The organism is Acinetobacter sp. WU_MDCI_Abxc222 (assembly GCF_025514755.1).
Taxonomy (GTDB): domain Bacteria; phylum Pseudomonadota; class Gammaproteobacteria; order Pseudomonadales; family Moraxellaceae; genus Acinetobacter; species Acinetobacter geminorum.
Map to the genome: position 1 here is coordinate 256,338 of NZ_JAHPVG010000005.1, position 17,850 is coordinate 274,187.

The window sequence follows — 17,850 nt, forward strand, 5'->3', positions numbered from 1 at the left end:
AATTAACGCTTTAATAAAGCTTTTAAATTTGCCAGATATTGTTGAGCCTGTTCTTTAGGGTCAACATTAGCCGCAATTTTCTTTTTACGCCCTAACCACTCGAGCTCATCTTGTGGAAGCTCATCAAGGAAACGGCTAGGCGTCATTTGTTTCATCTGTCCGCCATTTTTGCGCTGTTCCGCTAAAGTTAACGTTAAACCTTGGCGTGCACGTGTAATTCCCACGTACATGAGACGGCGCTCTTCCTCAATGGTTTCTGCTGCAATCGAGTTCTTGTGAGGCAATAGTTCTTCTTCAAGTCCCATAATGTACACATATGGGAATTCCAGACCTTTTGCTGCATGCAAAGTAAGAAGGTTAACTTTGTCTGTATCTTCTTCTTCCTGCTGCTGTTCTAACAGATCGAGCAAAACTAGTTTTCGGATGACACTTTCAATATTCTTTTCATCAACATCTTCAGCACGATTAATCAGATTTTGAATACTGGTAAATAAGTTCTCGATGTTATCGAGCTTACTTTTCTCTTGTGCAGGTGTTGCTGACTGTTCTCGAACATAATCCATATAACCCGCTTCATTCATCATTTGACGAACTTTAGGCACAGGCTCATCATCTTCTAACAATTCACGAGTAAATGTCGCGATAAAATCGGCAAACTCATGAAGCTGTGTTTCTGCCTTTTTAGGAAGCACCATGCTTAAACGCTGGTCAGCAGAAGCACCGAGTAAAGACAAATTATTTTCTTGTGAAAATAAACCTAACTTTTCTAGAGTAACAGGGCCAATTGCACGTTTAGGTGTATTAATAATACGTAAGAAAGCACTGTCATCTTCTGGATTAATAATAAGACGTAAATAACTCATCACGTCTTTGATTTCTGCACGCGCGAAGAACGATGTACCGCCAGAGAGTTTATACGGAATTTGCATTTGGCGAAGCTGGGTTTCTAATACACGTGCCTGAAAGTTTCCGCGATACAAAACGGCATAATCTTTCCAGTTCTTACCGTTCATTAGCTTATGAGTCAGTAAGTCTTTTACCACGCGCTCTGCTTCATCGTCATCATTACGACATGTAATGATTCGGATGACTTCCCCATGCCCTTTATCACTCCACAATTTCTTGTCAAAAATATGTGGATTATTTTGAATCACACAGTTCGCAGCTTTTAAAATACGGCTGGTCGAACGGTAATTTTGTTCAAGCTTAATAATATGTAAATTTGGGAAATCCTGCTTAAGCAATGCCATATTTTCAGGTTTAGCACCACGCCATGCGTAAATCGACTGGTCATCATCACCTACCGCGGTAAACTGCCCCATTACCCCAACTAAAAGTTTGACCAAAATATACTGAGCCGTATTGGTATCTTGATACTCATCAACCAATAAATAGCGAACGCGGTTTTGCCATTTGTCACGTACTTCTGCATTTTCTTGCAATAAGCGTGTTGGCATAACAATGAGGTCATCAAAATCGACGGCATTGTAGGCACGTAAATTACGTTCATAAAGTTGATAAAGATGAGCAAACTGGACATCTTCCGGTGTTTCACAAGTCGAATGTGCTTGTTCCGGCAAAATCAGATCGTTTTTCCAATCTGAAATTTTCTTCATTGCTTTAGCAATTAATTCTTTACTCTCTGCACCCGATAAATTGTCGCGATGCATAAGATCCATCAAAATACGTTTACAGTCATCTGCATCCAAAATCGAAAAATTAGCTTTTAAAGGTAAATTTTTAAGTTCTAAACGTAAAAGGTTTAAACCAAAAGTATGGAAGGTAGAAACTGATAAACCTTTTGCTTCTTCACGCGACAAAAGCTTGGTCACACGCTCTTTCATTTCACGCGCAGCTTTGTTTGTGAAGGTCATCGCGGTTATACGATGTGCAGGAATACGGCAATGTTGCACTAAATAGGCAATTTTACGCGTAATTACTGATGTTTTACCTGAACCAGCGCCAGCAAGCACCAATAAAGGGCCCTGAGTATATTTCATGGCTTCTTCTTGCTTGTTGTTCAATTGACTGGCAGATGACATCGTGTATTACCTCTTAATTTTTCGAGCATGATTATAGTCATCTCTTTTTTAGAATCCCAATAGTAAATCTACGGATATGTATAAATGATGTCTAATAATGCAATTTATGCGCCGCAGAATGTCGTGATTATTTCTTGTAATGCACCCATAAAAAAACCACCCGAAGGTGGTTTTTGAAACAATAAACTAGATCTTATTGTTTAGCATAAATGCTGATTTCTACACGGCGGTTTTGTTCACGGCCAGATGCAGTTGAGTTATCTGCGATCGGGTTAGATGAACCATAACCTTGCGCGTCGATACGGCTAGCAGATACGCCTTGGCTAGCTAAATAACTACGTACTGATTGAGCGCGTGCTTGTGATAATGGAATGTTGATAGAGTCATTACCAGTGTTATCAGTATAACCAGTTACAAGAATTGCACTCTTGTTATCTTCAGCCAAAGTTTGAGCCACTTTGTTCAAAGTTGCGTAGAAGTTTGGCTTGATGTTTGATTTGTTTGTATCAAAAGTAATGCTACCAGGCATGATCAATTGAACAGAACCATCTGGGTTACGGCCAACGTCTACACCAGTACCCGCCATTTGTTGACGTAATTTTTTCTCTTTCTGGTCAAGGTATACACCACCAGCAGCACCAAGAACTGCACCAATTGCCGCAGCACGATTGTTTTGACGGCTAGAGTTTGCATTTGATTTAGAAATACCATAACCAGCTGCTGCACCAATTAAAGTACCTAATGCGGCTTTATCGTATTCAACGCCACCAAGATTATTACCAGTTGTTTGACAACCAGAAAGAACTACTGCTGCCCCTACCACTGTTGAAATAACTAATGCACGCATTGCATGCCTCCTCACTTTGTGTGTTTTGTTGTCTGAATGAATAATGAAACAAAAAGGAAGTATAAAACATTGATATTTTGTTAATAATAAACAGTTTAGTTATGTTTTTGTAATATTTTGATGCACTTTAAGATGCTAGCTCATCACAATTTCTTCATTGTTGTCTAAGATAACGTTGTATTTCATATTATGACAGTTATAGTTGAACAACTTTTCTATGGATTTGAGACATTCGGGGTCATTTATATGCCAACTGCACCCAATAAACAATCTGCGCTAAAAAAAATTACACGTGGACTCACTGTAGGTACAGTCATTACAGGAAGTACTTTTTTTCATGGTCCTCCTGTTCTTGCATTAGGTCTGACCAAGCTTTTAAAGAAATCATCAAAAATAGATGAAACTAATATTCAAATTACAAATAGCTGGTTAGGGGTAAATAATTGGCTAATTGACCATGTTCTTCCTAATCTAAAATGGGACATTACCATTGATGAAGGACTTGATCTGAATATGCAAGGTCGTTATTTAATGACCTGTAATCATCAAAGTTGGGTAGATACGACCGTAAACCAATATTTTGGTTTAACCCGTATGCCCCTTACCCGTTTCTTTACTAAATGGGAACTCATCTTTATTCCTTTTGTTGGGCAAGCATTTAAAATTTTAGGCTTCCCAATGATGAAGCGTCACACTAAAGAACAGATCGCGAAGAATCCTGAACTTAAAGACCGTGACATGATGGAAGCACGTAAAGCTTGTGAGCAGCTTTTAAGTCAGCCCTTCACACTATTAAATTATTTGGAAGGGACTCGTTTTACTCAAGAAAAACATGATCAGCAAAAATCACCTTATAAGCATTTGCTAAAACCCAAAGCAGGTGGCTTAGCACTTGCATTAAATATCTTGGGTGACAAAATCGATGCCCTAGTTGATATGACTATCGTCTATCCTGATGGTGTACCGGGTTATAGTGATTTCTGGCTCGGAGATGTTTCAAAAATTGCGGTTAACTTACGTAAAATTGAAATTCCGGAGTGGGTGCTTGGCGGCAATTATGAAGATGATGCGGCTTATCGTGAACGTTTTCAGCAATGGGTTCATGACATTTGGACTGAAAAAGATCAACTTATTGAACAAATGAAGTCTCAATATACCACTGTAAATATTTAAGAAAGCGCCCGTTATTATGCAAAACAGTTCTGGGAAAAAAACGAAATATCATCATGTAGACCCAAACAGCCTTTCATTTAAGCTGTTTTTGGTCTACGACATCTTTATGGTGTTTATTATCATTTTTAACTTGTTCTGTCTTGCGACTAATTTCTTTCTAATGAGCAGTATTGGGGCATGGTTCTTTGAACATATTCACTTGCCCCAAGTACTCAGCTTTTATCGTACTTCACTACATCCGTGGGTGATTACATCAGAAGCTTGGTTTATTGGTTTTTTAATTGTTGAGTTGCTTGTGCGCTGGGCTATTGCGATTATCAACAAGCACCATAAGCGTTGGTTCTTTTTCCCGTTTATTCACTGGTATGAAATTTTAGCTATTATTCCTCAACTCCGTTTTTTACGTCTATTCCGCGCAGGGATTATTGCTTACCGTTTACATGAGTTAGGCTATCCAGTTGTTCCGGAAAGCTGGCGAAAAACTGGGTTGTTTTACTATCGCGTCGTAATGGAAGAGTTATCTGACCGCGTTGTAATTACCGTGATTGATGGCATTAGATATGAACTTGAAACCAGTTCTAGTCATAAACAAATTATTCACGACTTGGTTAATCATCATCGTGAACAATTTACTGTCGCTCTAACCGCATTATTACAAGAGTCTTTAGCGACCGCTTTAAAAGAACAAAAGCCTGCCATTACAAAAGGTGTGGGTAAAATTGTAGATCAAGCCATCATTGATACGCCTGAGTTAACTCAATTATTACGCTTAATTCCTTTGGTGGGCGGACGCATTGAACAACAAATTCAAAGTATTGGTCAAAGATTAGGTGAAAATATTAGTGCAGGTTTAATTGAACCTTTAATTGAGGGATCTCAAGATACTCCAAATCCCACTTATCAATTAATTTCTCAAAGAGTAAGTGAAATAAATATTAATAATCGTCAGCTTGAGCAATTGGTTGAATCTGTCGTGTTTGAGACACTGGAGTCTGTACGCAAACAAGTTAAGGTCAAACAATGGCAACAAACCCTTGCGGAGTATGATCGAATCAAAGAATAAGCATTTATTTAATTTTTTATGAATCACGCTAGAGAATTGGCACGAATTGTTCTAGCATTTGCCCTATTTACAATAAACTTAACGATATTACAGCTCGTTTAACGCCTTGAAGGAAGACTTATGGCTGATATACGGATTACCGGCAGAATGGTTAACTTTAGCAGGATAACCTTCGATACCAATGATCATGATGTGATCCGCCAGCAATTATCAAATATTTTAAATGAAGGTTCCTATCAAGGAACTTTAGTGATTATTGACAGTACAGTTGAGCAAGAGTTAATTGCTTTAATTCAACTTCTGGTGAGCTTAGGTTTACAACCAATGGCGGTAATCGACGGTATTTTAGGAGATGAAGCTCGCGCTATTCAATTCCCTGTTTTACCGGCAGATCAACCATTACAGCGCATTAAAGCAACAGCTGAACAAGTGGCGATTGTGGAAAAACCTACTACGGCCCCTGCCTCGTCTTCATCAGAAACAAAAAAACCACTAAACAAGATAGCGGTCGCTCATATTACCTCTTATCATGATGAAATTTTGCGTACAGGCCAATCCCTTGTACAGGATAACGGCGATATTATTTTAAAGGCTGGCATGAATAGTGGTTCCGAGGTAATCGCTTCAGGAAATATACATATTTATGGCACAGTTCGTGGTAGAGTCATTGCTGGTGCGGGCGGGCACGCAGCTGCACGCATTTTTTGCCAATCTTTAGAGGCGGAGCTCGTTTCCATTGCCGGAACGTATTGTGTCGCAGATGATATCCCTAAACATGTGGTAAAAAAACCAGTACATATTTATTTAAATGAAAAGCAAGAGCTTGAATTTGAAGCTCTAGAACTTTAATTTATTAAGCAAATCACCAAAAAACAGCCCTTTTAAGGGTGTATGACCATAATAGGAGTGGATTCGGTGGCCAAAATTGTTGTCGTAACATCAGGCAAAGGTGGTGTAGGTAAAACTACAACGAGCGCATCTTTTGCAACAGGTTTAGCCCTTCGTGGTCATAAAACTGTTGTGATTGATTTTGATGTAGGCTTACGTAACCTTGATTTAATTATGGGTTGTGAGCGTCGTGTTGTTTATGATTTTGTTAATGTTATTAATAACGAAGCACGTCTGCAGCAAGCCCTTATTCGCGATAAAGATATCGAAAACCTTTATATTTTACCGGCTTCACAAACACGTGATAAAGATGCGTTGAGCGACGAAGGTGTTGCTCGAGTTATTGATGAGTTATCTCAAGAATTTGATTACATCATTTGTGACTCACCTGCAGGGATCGAGCGTGGCGCGATTTTAGCAATGTATCATGCAGATGAAGCAATCATTGTAACAAACCCTGAAATCTCTTCAGTACGTGACTCTGACCGTATTATTGGTATGTTAGATAGCAAAACCAAGAAAGTTGAACACAACGAAGGGCGTATACGTAAACATTTATGTATTACACGTTTTAACCCGGAACGTGCTGACCGTCAGGAAATGCTGACAATTGATGATATTTCTAAAGATATTTTACGCGTACCGACATTAGGTGTTATTCCAGAATGTCCAAGTGTATTACAAGCATCAAACGAAGGTAAGCCAGTTATTCTGTATTCAGAAACTAAAGCTGGTCAGGGGTATGATGATTTGGTTGCACGCTTCCTTGGCGAAGACCGTCCTTATCGACACATCACAGCTCAACCTAAAGGCTGGTTAGCACGACTATTTGGAGCGTAGATATGGCAGGATTCTGGAGTAAATTATTTAGCAGCGAAGAAAAACCATCAAGTGCTCAAACTGCCAAAGATCGTTTGAAAGTTATTGTTGCTTCTGAACAAGGTTTAGGCCGCCGTTTAAGCCAAGACAAAATTGATCAGATGAAAAAAGAAATCATGCAAGTGGTTAGTCGTTATGTTAGCGGTGTAGGTGAACAGCATATCCAAATGCAAGTTCGATCTGAAGCTAATATCGAAATGTTAGAAATGAATATCAATTTACCTGAAGAACGATAATTCTATTTCTGACTATTCAATAAATCAGAATCAAGGCAAAATAACGCAAGTTATTTTGCCTTTTTTAAAATGAGGAGATTGTCATGGCATTATCACAGCCAGCAACTTTCAATGAAGAATGGTCCGATGAGCGTGTTTTTGCCTACCTCAACCAACTTCCTCCAAGTGGTGTGAATGCAGATTTTCATGTGCTCTACCATGCATTCAAACATATGCGCCCAACAGACTATGAGCGTCTTTTAACGCAATTTATTGCGGACGGACGTGATATTAATGCCAAAGACCCTGAAGGCCAACGCATCCATGATGTAATTGCTAAGTTTCCGCGTCAATCAGCACCATTTTTAGAAGTTCTAGCAAAGTTTGCCTAGCTTTTCTATTTGAATAACACTGCATAATCTATCCTAGTAAAACTTAATAGATAGATTATGTGGTTTATTCAATTACCTAAATTATTTACATTTATTACAAATAATCTTAAAGTCATCAATACCATTTAATTCTAAATATAAATTTATGAACCCAGAACATATTAATTTAAAACAAACACAATCCATCCAGTCAAATCATATAGAAAATTTGAAAATTATTAGTGTTAATAAGTTTATCTTTCTATCCTTAATTTCGTTTGGCTTATACCCAATTTGGTGGATGTTTAAAGCATGGCGATTTTTTCTAATCAAAGATAAGTTAAATATTATGCCCGCTGCTCGTGCAATTTTTTCTATATTATTTTTATATTCACTATTTAATCACATAAAAAAATACGCAAAAGAACAAGGGTATACTAATGATTTCTCTTCAGGTTGGATGTATCTAGGATATCTCATTACATCTTTACTGGTTGGCTTACCTGATCCTTACTGGCTTATCTCGCTCTGCAGCATTATATTTTTAATCCCAGCCTTTAAAGCGTTGAACTATGCACAAAAACAACTAAATACGACAATTGAGCAAGAAAAATTCAATACACCTCAAATCATTTTAATTATTATAGGATCTATCATGTGGCTGCTGATTCTTTTCAGTTTTATTATATTATTCCTATATCAATGATCTAAAATTTAGCAATTAAAAAAGCCTCTAAAAGAGGCTTTTTTCTTATCTAGACTTATCGATTACCAATCAGGAAAATACCAAATACGGTAAAAATACCGCCCGAAATACCATCAATCCATTTTGAAAAATTACGATAAGCTGCTCTAAAACTTGGTAATGAAAAAATAAAAGTCACAAAGCAAAACCATAAAACTGTCTCGACTGTGACAATAATAAAGAGTAGCCAGTGAACCTGATCAAGTTGAGGATTAGCTAAAAATAAAGAGAAAACACTACCAAAATAAATAACAGCTTTCGGATTTGATAGATTAGTTATTAGACCTTTTATAAAAAATAAGTAAGGTGCTTTAGGGAGCTCAACAGCAACATTGCTCTCTTGCTCATTTTTTGAAAAAGCTGAACGTAGCATCTGATAGCCCAACCAACACAGATATAAGCCACCAGCAATGAGCAACCCTTGCTTTAACCAAGCCATTTTTTCAAAGATAAGATTTAGCCCCATCAGCGCCAAGCACGCCCAAAACATAACACCCGCCGTTATACCAGCAACGACCAGCATAGCGTCTTTACGAGAACGACTAATGGCGGTTTGAGATACAAGAAAAAAATCAGGCCCAGGAGTGATCAGCGCACAAAAGTGAATAAAGGCTAAAGTAATCAGAGCTAATAACATGTCTTTCTCCTGATTTAATTCATTGTTATTTGTTTAGGGAAAATACATTAGCATTTTTTACTAGACGATAAAATCTTTAAGTCATTTATAAATAGGTTCACTTTATTTAAGTTATAAAAAAGCCTCCGAAGAGGCTTAAATTATATTGGCTTAAACTAGAATATCCCGCTTACCATTAGGGCCCATTGAGCTCACAATGCCGTTCTCTTCCATTTGATCAATGATTCGAGCGGCACGGTTATAACCGAGGCTAAATTTACGCTGTAGCGAAGATGTAGACGCTTTTCGAGTTTCTAATACGAATGACACACATTGATCATAGAGTGCATCTCGGTCAGAACCACCCTCACCCTCTTCAAAGCCACGTGATGCAGGTTCTTCATCAAATGGAGTCAAGATTTCATCAATATAATCAGGCTCGCCACGTTCACGCCAAGCATCACAGATACGGTTTACTTCATCATCACTAATGAAAGCACCATGCACACGTTCCGGCTCAATTTTACCAGGGCCTAAGAACAGCATATCACCATGACCTAACAAGTCTTCTGCACCACCCGCATCCAAAATAGTACGTGAGTCAATTTTACTGTTTACACGTAATGCTACACGCGTTGGAATATTAGCTTTAATTAAACCCGTAATAACATCTACAGATGGGCGTTGAGTTGCAAGCAATAGGTGAATACCAGCAGCACGAGATTTTTGCGCCAAACGGGTAATCATTTCTTCTGCTTTTTTACCCACTTGCATAATCATATCAGCGAACTCATCAGCAACAATGACAATAGATGGTAATGGCGTTAAACGAGGTGCACGTTCTTGTGTCGCAGAATCACTTGGCTTCCAAGTCGGATCAATTAAGTCCTCACCATTCGCAATCGCTTCTTCAACTTTACGGTTGTAGTCACTTAATTTACGAATTTTTAGGAACGACATAAGCTTATAACGACGTTCCATTTCATTCACACACCAGTTCAAGGCACTTACCGCATCTTTCATGTCAGTAACGACTGGAGTTAATAAATGTGGAATATCACTATAGTTCGCAAGTTCTAGCTGTTTTGGATCAATTAAAATTAAACGTAATTGATCAGGTGTGTATTTAAGCAACATCGATAAAATCATCGAGTTGACTGCAACCGATTTACCAGAACCTGTCGTACCAGCAACTAACATATGCGGTGCTTTCGCCAAATCAGTGAGTACAGGGTTACCAGAAATATCTTTACCCATCGCCATACTAATTAATGCACTAGGGTCTCGATATGTCGGTGTTTCCAATAACTCAATCAAACGTACCATTTCACGGGCACTGTTTGGCACTTCAATACCAATGTATGGTTTACCAGGAATGACTTCCACCACACGTACAGATGCCATCGACATTGAACGTGCCAAGTCACGTGAAATATTTGTTACCTTAGATGCTTTAACACCCGGCGCTAAATCTAACTCAAAACGAGTAACAACTGGCCCTGGTTGAGCCTCTACCACCTGAGCTTTAACATTAAATTCTTGCAGTTTAATTTCAAGTAACTCAGACAAACGAGAAAGCTGCTCTTCAGTAAAGTTGACTTTCTTATTCGGATCGACCTTATCGAGTAGTTCAAGACCAGGTAACGTTGGCAAATCCAAACGCTTTTTGGCAACTTGCATTGCACGAGACATTGGTCGACCTGATGCATCAGTTAATGGCGCATCAAAATCGAAATCATCTTCATCAAAATCAGAATTTTCCTGCGGTTTCCCAGCAGTCTCCTGCCAAGCCTCAATAAACTCTTCTTTTGAAAGTTTGTCAGCCTGAATAGTCGTTTGAATAGGAGCTTTTACAAATGCTGAAGATTGCGCATAACTACTTGCTCTTACAGGCTCTGCTGGAGCAATGTCTTCATCTATTAATAAATCATCAAAATCTTCAAAGACTTGTTCATTTGCTAAATTTTTAGGTGACTGATTTAAATTAGAGTTAGGCGAAGATGTTTCATTCGCAATATTAATAGATTGCGAAGTTTGTTCGGTTTCTACATGGTGATCTTGAACAAACGGTGTATGCACATCTGTTGCAGTTTTACTGTTTGGAACCGCAGCAAGTAACTCATCAAAGATCTCATCATCATTCCAATCAAGACCATGAATGTCTTGTTTAGATGAAGGCTGATTTTGATTTACTTGAGAAATTGTTTGCTGGAATTGCTCATGAGCAGGAACTTGCCCTGTTTCTGTCGAATCATCAGCAGCTCTTAAAAGCGCATCAATTTCTTGCTTATGACTCGCATCATCGCGCTGTAAAGCACGCCATACTTCGCCAGTTGCAACTAACCGTTGGCTATCTCGTTCAAGTTTATGAGCCTGCTCAAGCGTATGCTCAAAGTTTTGAGTATTTGCAACTGGTGTATCTGCAACAGCTTCAGGTCGGCTCTGCTCTTTCGCTAGCACATCTGCAAATAAGCGCTCAGCAACCGCATCATGTCGTGTTGTCGTAGATTGCGGTTGAGCTGTATCAGATTGAGCTGGTATTTCTTTCTCATCTGAAGCATTCTCATTTGTCTCTGTATTTTCAGCAACTTTAGCTGCGCCTGCTTTGTTGGCAGGTTGAGTTGTTAAGTCATAATCCGATTCATTCGGTGATACATTTTTATAAAATAAATCTTGCAAATAACTTGGTGTAGCTTTGAGCGTAATCCATGTTTTATTCCATTGCACCCCAAATGCAAGAGTAAACAAGACCACTCCGAAAACCAATAAAAATAAGGTCGCACCGTAAATTGTTAATAATTGAGATAAGCTTTGACCTAACTCATAACCAATAATTCCCCCAGCTGCATTATCTAAAGTATCTGCCGGCACATTCCAGTGCAAATAAAGTAGGCTAGATATTACTAGAATTAAAAAGAATTGAGCAGCGTAACGAAATGGACGATTTAAGAAACTACGTGGCCACCAAACCTGAATTGCTTCAATGAAAAGGAAAATTGGAATAAGCAAACTTGCCCATCCTAAAAAACCAAACAGCAAATCTGCAATCCATGCGCCAGCAATACCACTTGCATTGGATACTTGCTGAGTATCACTGGAAATATGCATCCAGCCCGGGTCAAATGGTGTATATGTTACTGTTGCCAAAAACATATAAATACCAAAAGAAACCAAGAATAATGTCATCAATAAGCGCTGTGCATAAACACTTGACACCGCAGTCATATACTGTCCTGTAACCCATTTAATTATTGGTTTAGAGATGTGAAGAACTACATTTTAGATCTTCAACGAATGAACTTTATATTATGCACCTGTTCTTACAAAAAAGGTGCATGATTCTTTACAGTTGTTGTTAACATAAGGCACTTCTATATTGTTATATAACTTAATTCGATTGACCTGATCAATATTATCCACATTGATTTAACGCTATTGGTCGGCAAATTCACGTATAATTTTCAAAATTCTCGAAATAAATAAGGATACCCTCAATGAGTGCTCGTCATTCTCGGTTAATTATTCTCGGTTCTGGTCCTGCGGGTTATAGTGCAGCGGTATATGCAGCACGTGCAAACCTTAAACCTACTTTAATTGCAGGTTTACAACTAGGTGGGCAGCTTACAACAACAACCGAAGTTGACAACTGGCCGGGCGATCCTGAAGGTTTAACAGGTCCTGCATTAATGGATCGTATGCAAGCACATGCTGAACGCTTTGGTACAGAACTCGTCTATGATCATATTAACGAAGTGGACTTAAATGTACGTCCTTTCGTTCTTAAAGGTGACATGGAAGAGTACACATGTGACGCTTTAATTATTGCAACTGGTGCCACAGCTCAATATCTTGGCCTAGAGTCTGAACAAAACTTTATGGGTCAAGGCGTAAGCGCATGTGCAACATGTGATGGTTTCTTCTATAAAAACCAAAAAGTAATGGTTGTAGGTGGTGGTAACACCGCTGTTGAAGAAGCACTTTATTTATCAAATATTGCTTCACATGTAACTTTAGTACACCGCCGTGATACTTTACGTTCTGAAAAGATTTTGCAAGATCATTTATTTGCCAAAGAAAAAGAAGGCAAAATCAGCATTATCTGGAATCACGAAGTTGAAGAAGTATTGGGTGACAATACTGGTGTAACTAGTGTTCGCCTTAAATCAACTCAAGATGACTCTAAGCAAGACGTAGAGGTTCATGGTCTGTTCGTTGCGATTGGTCACAAGCCAAACACTGGAATGTTTGAAGGCCAATTAAACTTACGTGATGGCTACATCCAAGTACAAAGTGGCACGTCTGGTAATGCAACAGCAACTTCTGTAGCTGGTGTTTTTGCTGCTGGGGACGTCGCAGATAGCATTTACCGCCAAGCGATTACTTCTGCTGGGTCTGGCTGTATGGCGGCTCTAGATGCTGAAAAATATCTAGATAATCTTTAATTAATAGATTTCTAGAGTTTTAAAACAGCCGTTCTTATAACGGCTGTTTTTTTTAGAATAATGACTAGCTGACATATATTAATTTTTATAGCATAACCTTAAAGCTCTCTTATTTTATTTTTATGAATACACTTCCACTTTCTCAATTCATTTTTCCTGACCCGATTGAAGCTGACCCAGATGGGCATGGTTTAATTTGTATTGGAGCAGACCTCTCCCCTTCTACACTATTTGAAGCTTACACCCATGGTCTTTTTCCTTGGTTTAATGAAGATGAGCCGATTTGTTGGTGGAGTCCAGAACCCCGTTGTGTTATCTATCCTCAAAACTACAAGCCAAGCAAGTCACTCCTTAGAAACATGAAAAAACATGACTATGCAATTACGGTTAATCATGCCTTTGAACAAGTTATTCGCTCTTGTTCTTTGCCAAGAAGTTATGCAGACGAAACATGGATTAGTGAAGATATTATTCAAGGCTACTGTGAGATGTTTAAAGCTGGTTATGGTTATAGCATTGAAGTATGGCAACAAGAGGAGCTTGTAGGAGGTTTATACGGTGTTACGATTGGCAAAGGATGTTTTGGTGAGTCAATGTTTAGCAATGAAACCGATGTTTCAAAAATGGCTTTTTATACATTAATGCTCATAGGACAAGAAAATCAGCTACCATGGATAGACTGCCAACTCGTAAACAGTCACTTAATTAGTCTGGGAGCCAGTACACTTTCTCGTCAAGACTACTTAAAATCGTTACAAGATGTAATTATTCACCCCTCTATCAATTGGAAAAAGTATCAAGAACGTGTATTTTCAAGTAAAACAATAGCATTAGATGCAAAATTAATGGAATGATAACAGGAGGGACCAATCATGAAATCATATCACCCGAAGTCCCTTTTAAATGATCTGCAGTATTATATTACTCCACCTCATGATTGTAGCTACTTAGAAAATAAATCTGCACGCATGGTGTTTTTAGATCCCATTCACCGAATTGATGTGGTCACTCTTTCAGAACTTTCTCGTTTAGGCTTTCGCCGTAGTGGTGACTTTGTTTATCGCCCTGAATGCCATTTATGCAGACAATGTTTGTCTTGTCGTGTCCCAGTGGCCGATTTCCAAATGAACAGCATGCAAAAAAAAGCATGGAAACGAAATCAAGATCTCACCATGACTGTTCTGCCTACGCGACAAGCAGCACAGATTCATTATGATTTATACGAACGATATATTAATGAACGCCATGCAGATGGTGATATGTTTCCACCGAGCTTAGATCAATTTGAAAAGTTTTTAGTACATAGCTGCACAGATAGTTTTTTTCTTGAGCTTTGGAAAGACAATCGGCTCATTAGCGTTTCTACTTGTGATTTAATGGATGATGGGCTATCGGCTGTCTATACATTCTTTGATCCCGATGAGCACCGCAGATCACTTGGTGTTTACTCTATTCTTAACCAAATTGAATATGTGAAATCGCTCGGTTTAGAGTACCTTTATTTAGGCTATTGGGTACCGCACTCAGCCAAAATGAACTACAAATCGCAATATACACCTTTAGAACTTCTACTCGATGGACAATGGCGCCGTTTAAATCGGTCATTATCACCAGAGGAAATCCAACAGCTAGGTACGTCTCTTATGACCACGTTACCTTCTGAATGGAATAATTTAATCATTAAATAAAGATGCGAAATCATCTGTACAGGTTTTTACCATAATGACCGCATGTTCCCGTCCACCATCTTGGGTAGGATAATAATTGCGACGCAGGTCAATTTGGTGAAAGCCTGTTTTTTCATATAAACCGATAGCAGCTTTATTACTTTCACGAACTTCTAAAAAGATTTGTACTGGCTGATTTTCTAATTTTTCAATTGATGCATTTAATAACTCATATCCTAAACCCTGCCCTTGCATTTTAGGATCAACGGCCATGAGCAACAAATTCGCTTCATCTAAAACAGGCTGTAAGATACAAAATCCAACGACTCTGTTTTGTGACTCAATCACTGTACATTGATAAGAATTCAAAGATTCAATAAATTGCTGTCTTGACCACGGATGTGTCTGAACTGATTTTTCAATTTGAACGACAATATCCACATCAGTGTTTTGCATAGTACGAATCATGAGTTTCAACGCAATGAAGATTCTAAAGTAGTGCGTATTATAAAAACTTCCCACGAAAAAACGAGCAAAAAAAAGGACAATTGAATTGCCCTTTTTTTAAAGTAATTTTAAAGACCTAATTTTTCACGCCAAGTTGCTAGCAATGCAGTAGTATCTGAATCATTTGGATGAAATTTTGGTCTTAAAAAATCAAGTAACTCTGGAATTTGACGAGTCATAAAACCTTTACGACCATACATGAACTTAAGCATGTACTTCGTATCTTTCCAAGTTAATTTATCATCAGTCTTAAGTAGCTTAGCTGTAAAATAAGACTGAGTCGCGAAGATTAATGCCATTGCAATAATCAAGGCTGTTGAACGCATAAAATAAGCTTTTGGACCTTGTCCATACATGCTTGTATACACATCAAATGCGACAGCTTTATGTTCATTTTCTTCAACTGCGTGCCACATCCACAAATGATACATGGTGTCATCTTGGAACATAGCTTGAATTTCAGGGTTTTGTAAAAGTTCAGCTGCAATGGTCGATGTGAAATGCTCTAGAGCACAGGTTCCAGTCAAATCAATCATTTCTTTGGTATAGCCAAAAGGTTTCATTAATTTGGTTACAACCGCTGTACCCATCTTAATGACTTTTCCTGTTTGCTTTTCCATATGGCGCACATCATAACCATAAGCCTGTGCTGAAGCATTAAATGCTAAATGCTCTTTGGAGTGCATCGCTTCTTGACCAATAAAAGCACTAATTTCTTTTTGAAGATCTGGATCAGCAAGCTTTGGATCATTTCGAACAGCACGCGTACTGTTTACAAAGAACTGCTCACCCTCTGGAAAAAGGGCCGATAATGCTGTCATAAAATGTGTTAATGCAGCATCATAATTTGCCCAATAGCGTGGGACCTGAGCAAATTCAAAATCCATACGACGCACGGGGAAACTAGCGCCAGCACGATTGGAAATATTTACCTTAGCATTCATCTCAGACTCCTTTTAAGTGAATAGCTAATTCACTTATAACTTTATTTATTTTCTTAATATTTATAATCATACGTTTTTCGATGTGCCAATTAAGTGCAGATGAGGACAGAGAAATATCAGATGAGGTCATTCGTAGATCCATAAAAGTGCAATATCCACCCCGCGATCTCTTTAAAATAGTTATAGAAAATAAAAAGGGCCACTATCGGCCCTTTATAAATTATGAATTAAAACTATAAACCTAATTTTGCTTTCCATGTTTTCAATAGCCCAACAGTATCTAGGTCATTTGGATGAAAGCCAGGTTTAAAGTAAGCTAACATTTCTTTAGCCATACCACTAATAATACCTTTAGATGGGCTATATCCGTATTTATAAATTACTGATAGTTCATCTAAATTCAACTTGTTATCTTGCTTTAATAAACGAAGCACAAAGGATGACTGGATCAAAAAGATTAAAGTCATAGCAAATACCAAAGAACTTGTACGTAACGCATAGGCTTTTAAACCTTTACCAAATACACCTTCGTACACGTCATAAGCTACGGCTTTATGCTCATTTTCTTCAATCGCATGCCAATACCACATTGTTGACATTGTCTCATCTGTCATAAGCTCTTGAATGTGCTTATTGACTAATAATTGCGAGGCAATAGTAGCGGTAAAATGCTCAAGAGCCGTTGTAGCAGTCAAGTCAACCATTTCTTTTGTCATACCGAAAGGTTTGACAATTTTTACAAAAGTTTTAATTGCTGTTTGAATTGCCGTATCGGTAAATTTCTCTAAAGTTTCTACATTATGACCAAACTTTTGAGCAGAAGCATTGAAGTTTACATGCTCTTGAGTGTGCATTGCTTCTTGCCCAATGAAAGCACTAATCTCTTTTTGGAGTGCTTCATCATCTTTAATAGCTGGGTGATAACGTACTGCTCGTACACTATCTATAAAGAATTTCTCACCAGCCGGAAACAATGCTGACAATGCAGTCATAAAATGTGTGAGTCCAGCAGAACCATTCATCCAATATTCTGGTACATCATTAAAGTCAAAATTCATACGACGTACTGGAAAGCTTGCGCCTGCACGATTCGTAATATTCACTTTAGCATTCATACCCAAAGCTCCTTAGTAAGTAACCCTAGTTACTCAAACTTTATTGTTCGTTTTCTTGATTCTTATCATACAAATTTAATAAAAAGGATTAAGGGGAAATAAGGACATTGGAATATCAGTTAGGGCCAGCCTTTATAGTGATTGTTAGACAATTAAGTATAAAAAAAGCGCTCTAAAAAGAGCGCTTTTTTTCACTGAAAGTGATTATGCAGTTACTTTCGCAACAACACCAGCACCTACAGTACGACCACCTTCACGGATCGCAAAACGTAGACCTGGGTCCATTGCGATTGGGTGGATTAATTCTACTGACATTTCAACGTTGTCGCCTGGCAT

At 38.2% G+C, this 17,850-nt stretch carries 17 protein-coding genes and 1 pseudogene; 10 read left to right on the forward strand and 8 right to left on the reverse strand.

Going from position 1 to position 17,850, the window contains the following annotated elements:
- Window positions 1-2: 2 nt before the first annotated feature.
- Window positions 3-2,042 carry a UvrD-helicase domain-containing protein gene (locus tag KTJ10_RS10450; RefSeq protein ID WP_005070868.1) on the reverse strand — a complete coding sequence of 680 codons (2,040 nt, stop codon included), beginning with the start codon at window positions 2,040-2,042 and terminating at the stop codon, window positions 3-5.
- 193 nt (window positions 2,043-2,235) lie between these two features.
- The gene (locus KTJ10_RS10455) at window positions 2,236-2,889 is read right to left on the reverse strand and encodes an OmpA family lipoprotein (protein ID WP_005070886.1); all 654 of its coding nucleotides are present in this window, start codon (window positions 2,887-2,889) and stop codon (window positions 2,236-2,238) included.
- A gap of 246 nt (window positions 2,890-3,135) precedes the next feature.
- Here KTJ10_RS10455 and KTJ10_RS10460 point away from each other — a divergent pair, with 246 nt between their 5' ends.
- From KTJ10_RS10460 to KTJ10_RS10490, 7 genes are all read left to right on the forward strand, one after another.
- The gene (locus KTJ10_RS10460; protein WP_199978120.1) at window positions 3,136-4,062 is read left to right on the forward strand and encodes an acyltransferase; all 927 of its coding nucleotides are present in this window, start codon (window positions 3,136-3,138) and stop codon (window positions 4,060-4,062) included.
- Window positions 4,063-4,078: 16 nt separating this feature from the next.
- Window positions 4,079-5,125, forward strand: coding sequence for a hypothetical protein (locus tag KTJ10_RS10465; protein WP_086264821.1), 1,047 nt, complete (start codon window positions 4,079-4,081; stop codon window positions 5,123-5,125).
- Window positions 5,126-5,245: 120 nt separating this feature from the next.
- Window positions 5,246-5,974 (forward strand): septum site-determining protein MinC, encoded by a 729-nt coding sequence (gene minC, locus KTJ10_RS10470; protein ID WP_199978025.1) that lies wholly within the window; start codon window positions 5,246-5,248, stop codon window positions 5,972-5,974.
- Window positions 5,975-6,040: 66 nt separating this feature from the next.
- On the forward strand, window positions 6,041-6,853 hold the full coding sequence (gene minD, locus KTJ10_RS10475; RefSeq protein ID WP_002121719.1) for a septum site-determining protein MinD: 813 nt from the start codon (window positions 6,041-6,043) through the stop codon (window positions 6,851-6,853).
- 2 nt (window positions 6,854-6,855) lie between these two features.
- A complete protein-coding gene (gene minE, locus KTJ10_RS10480; protein ID WP_000896934.1) occupies window positions 6,856-7,128 on the forward strand; it encodes a cell division topological specificity factor MinE in 273 nt (90 codons plus the stop codon).
- An 83-nt stretch (window positions 7,129-7,211) separates the two neighbouring features.
- Window positions 7,212-7,499, forward strand: coding sequence for a PA4642 family protein (locus KTJ10_RS10485; protein ID WP_002121755.1), 288 nt, complete (start codon window positions 7,212-7,214; stop codon window positions 7,497-7,499).
- Window positions 7,500-7,644: 145 nt separating this feature from the next.
- Entirely contained in the window at window positions 7,645-8,184 is a 540-nt protein-coding gene (locus KTJ10_RS10490; protein ID WP_262441971.1) for a hypothetical protein, read from the forward strand.
- Between the two features lie 55 nt (window positions 8,185-8,239).
- On the opposite strand, the gene rhtC is transcribed toward KTJ10_RS10490, so the two are convergent.
- Both rhtC and KTJ10_RS10500 read right to left on the reverse strand, forming a co-directional pair.
- Window positions 8,240-8,860, reverse strand: coding sequence for a threonine export protein RhtC (rhtC, locus tag KTJ10_RS10495; protein WP_262441972.1), 621 nt, complete (start codon window positions 8,858-8,860; stop codon window positions 8,240-8,242).
- A 150-nt stretch (window positions 8,861-9,010) separates the two neighbouring features.
- Window positions 9,011-12,064, reverse strand: a complete 3,054-nt coding sequence (locus KTJ10_RS10500) for a DNA translocase FtsK (RefSeq protein WP_262441973.1) — start codon at window positions 12,062-12,064, stop codon at window positions 9,011-9,013.
- Window positions 12,065-12,333: 269 nt separating this feature from the next.
- Between KTJ10_RS10500 and trxB the strand changes: the two genes are divergently transcribed.
- The 3 genes from trxB to KTJ10_RS10515 all read left to right on the forward strand — a co-directional run bounded on the left by trxB (window position 12,334) and on the right by KTJ10_RS10515 (window position 14,969).
- On the forward strand, window positions 12,334-13,281 hold the full coding sequence (trxB, locus tag KTJ10_RS10505) for a thioredoxin-disulfide reductase (protein WP_002121722.1): 948 nt from the start codon (window positions 12,334-12,336) through the stop codon (window positions 13,279-13,281).
- Between the two features lie 122 nt (window positions 13,282-13,403).
- Window positions 13,404-14,135 (forward strand): leucyl/phenylalanyl-tRNA--protein transferase, encoded by a 732-nt coding sequence (gene aat, locus KTJ10_RS10510; protein WP_262441974.1) that lies wholly within the window; start codon window positions 13,404-13,406, stop codon window positions 14,133-14,135.
- 18 nt (window positions 14,136-14,153) lie between these two features.
- Window positions 14,154-14,969 (forward strand): arginyltransferase, encoded by an 816-nt coding sequence (locus tag KTJ10_RS10515; RefSeq protein WP_004703325.1) that lies wholly within the window; start codon window positions 14,154-14,156, stop codon window positions 14,967-14,969.
- Here the strand turns inward: KTJ10_RS10515 and rimI are convergent.
- The 4 genes and pseudogenes from rimI to KTJ10_RS10535 form a co-directional block, all read right to left on the reverse strand.
- On the reverse strand, window positions 14,955-15,416 hold the full coding sequence (gene rimI, locus KTJ10_RS10520; RefSeq protein ID WP_068527257.1) for a ribosomal protein S18-alanine N-acetyltransferase: 462 nt from the start codon (window positions 15,414-15,416) through the stop codon (window positions 14,955-14,957). The genes KTJ10_RS10515 and rimI overlap by 15 nt on opposite strands.
- A 107-nt stretch (window positions 15,417-15,523) precedes the next feature.
- Entirely contained in the window at window positions 15,524-16,399 is an 876-nt protein-coding gene (locus KTJ10_RS10525) for a metal-dependent hydrolase (RefSeq protein WP_002121736.1), read from the reverse strand.
- A gap of 233 nt (window positions 16,400-16,632) precedes the next feature.
- On the reverse strand, window positions 16,633-17,514 hold the full coding sequence (locus KTJ10_RS10530) for a metal-dependent hydrolase (RefSeq protein WP_262441975.1): 882 nt from the start codon (window positions 17,512-17,514) through the stop codon (window positions 16,633-16,635).
- 204 nt (window positions 17,515-17,718) lie between these two features.
- Window positions 17,719-17,850, reverse strand: a pseudogene (locus tag KTJ10_RS10535) (elongation factor Tu); the annotation flags it as partial.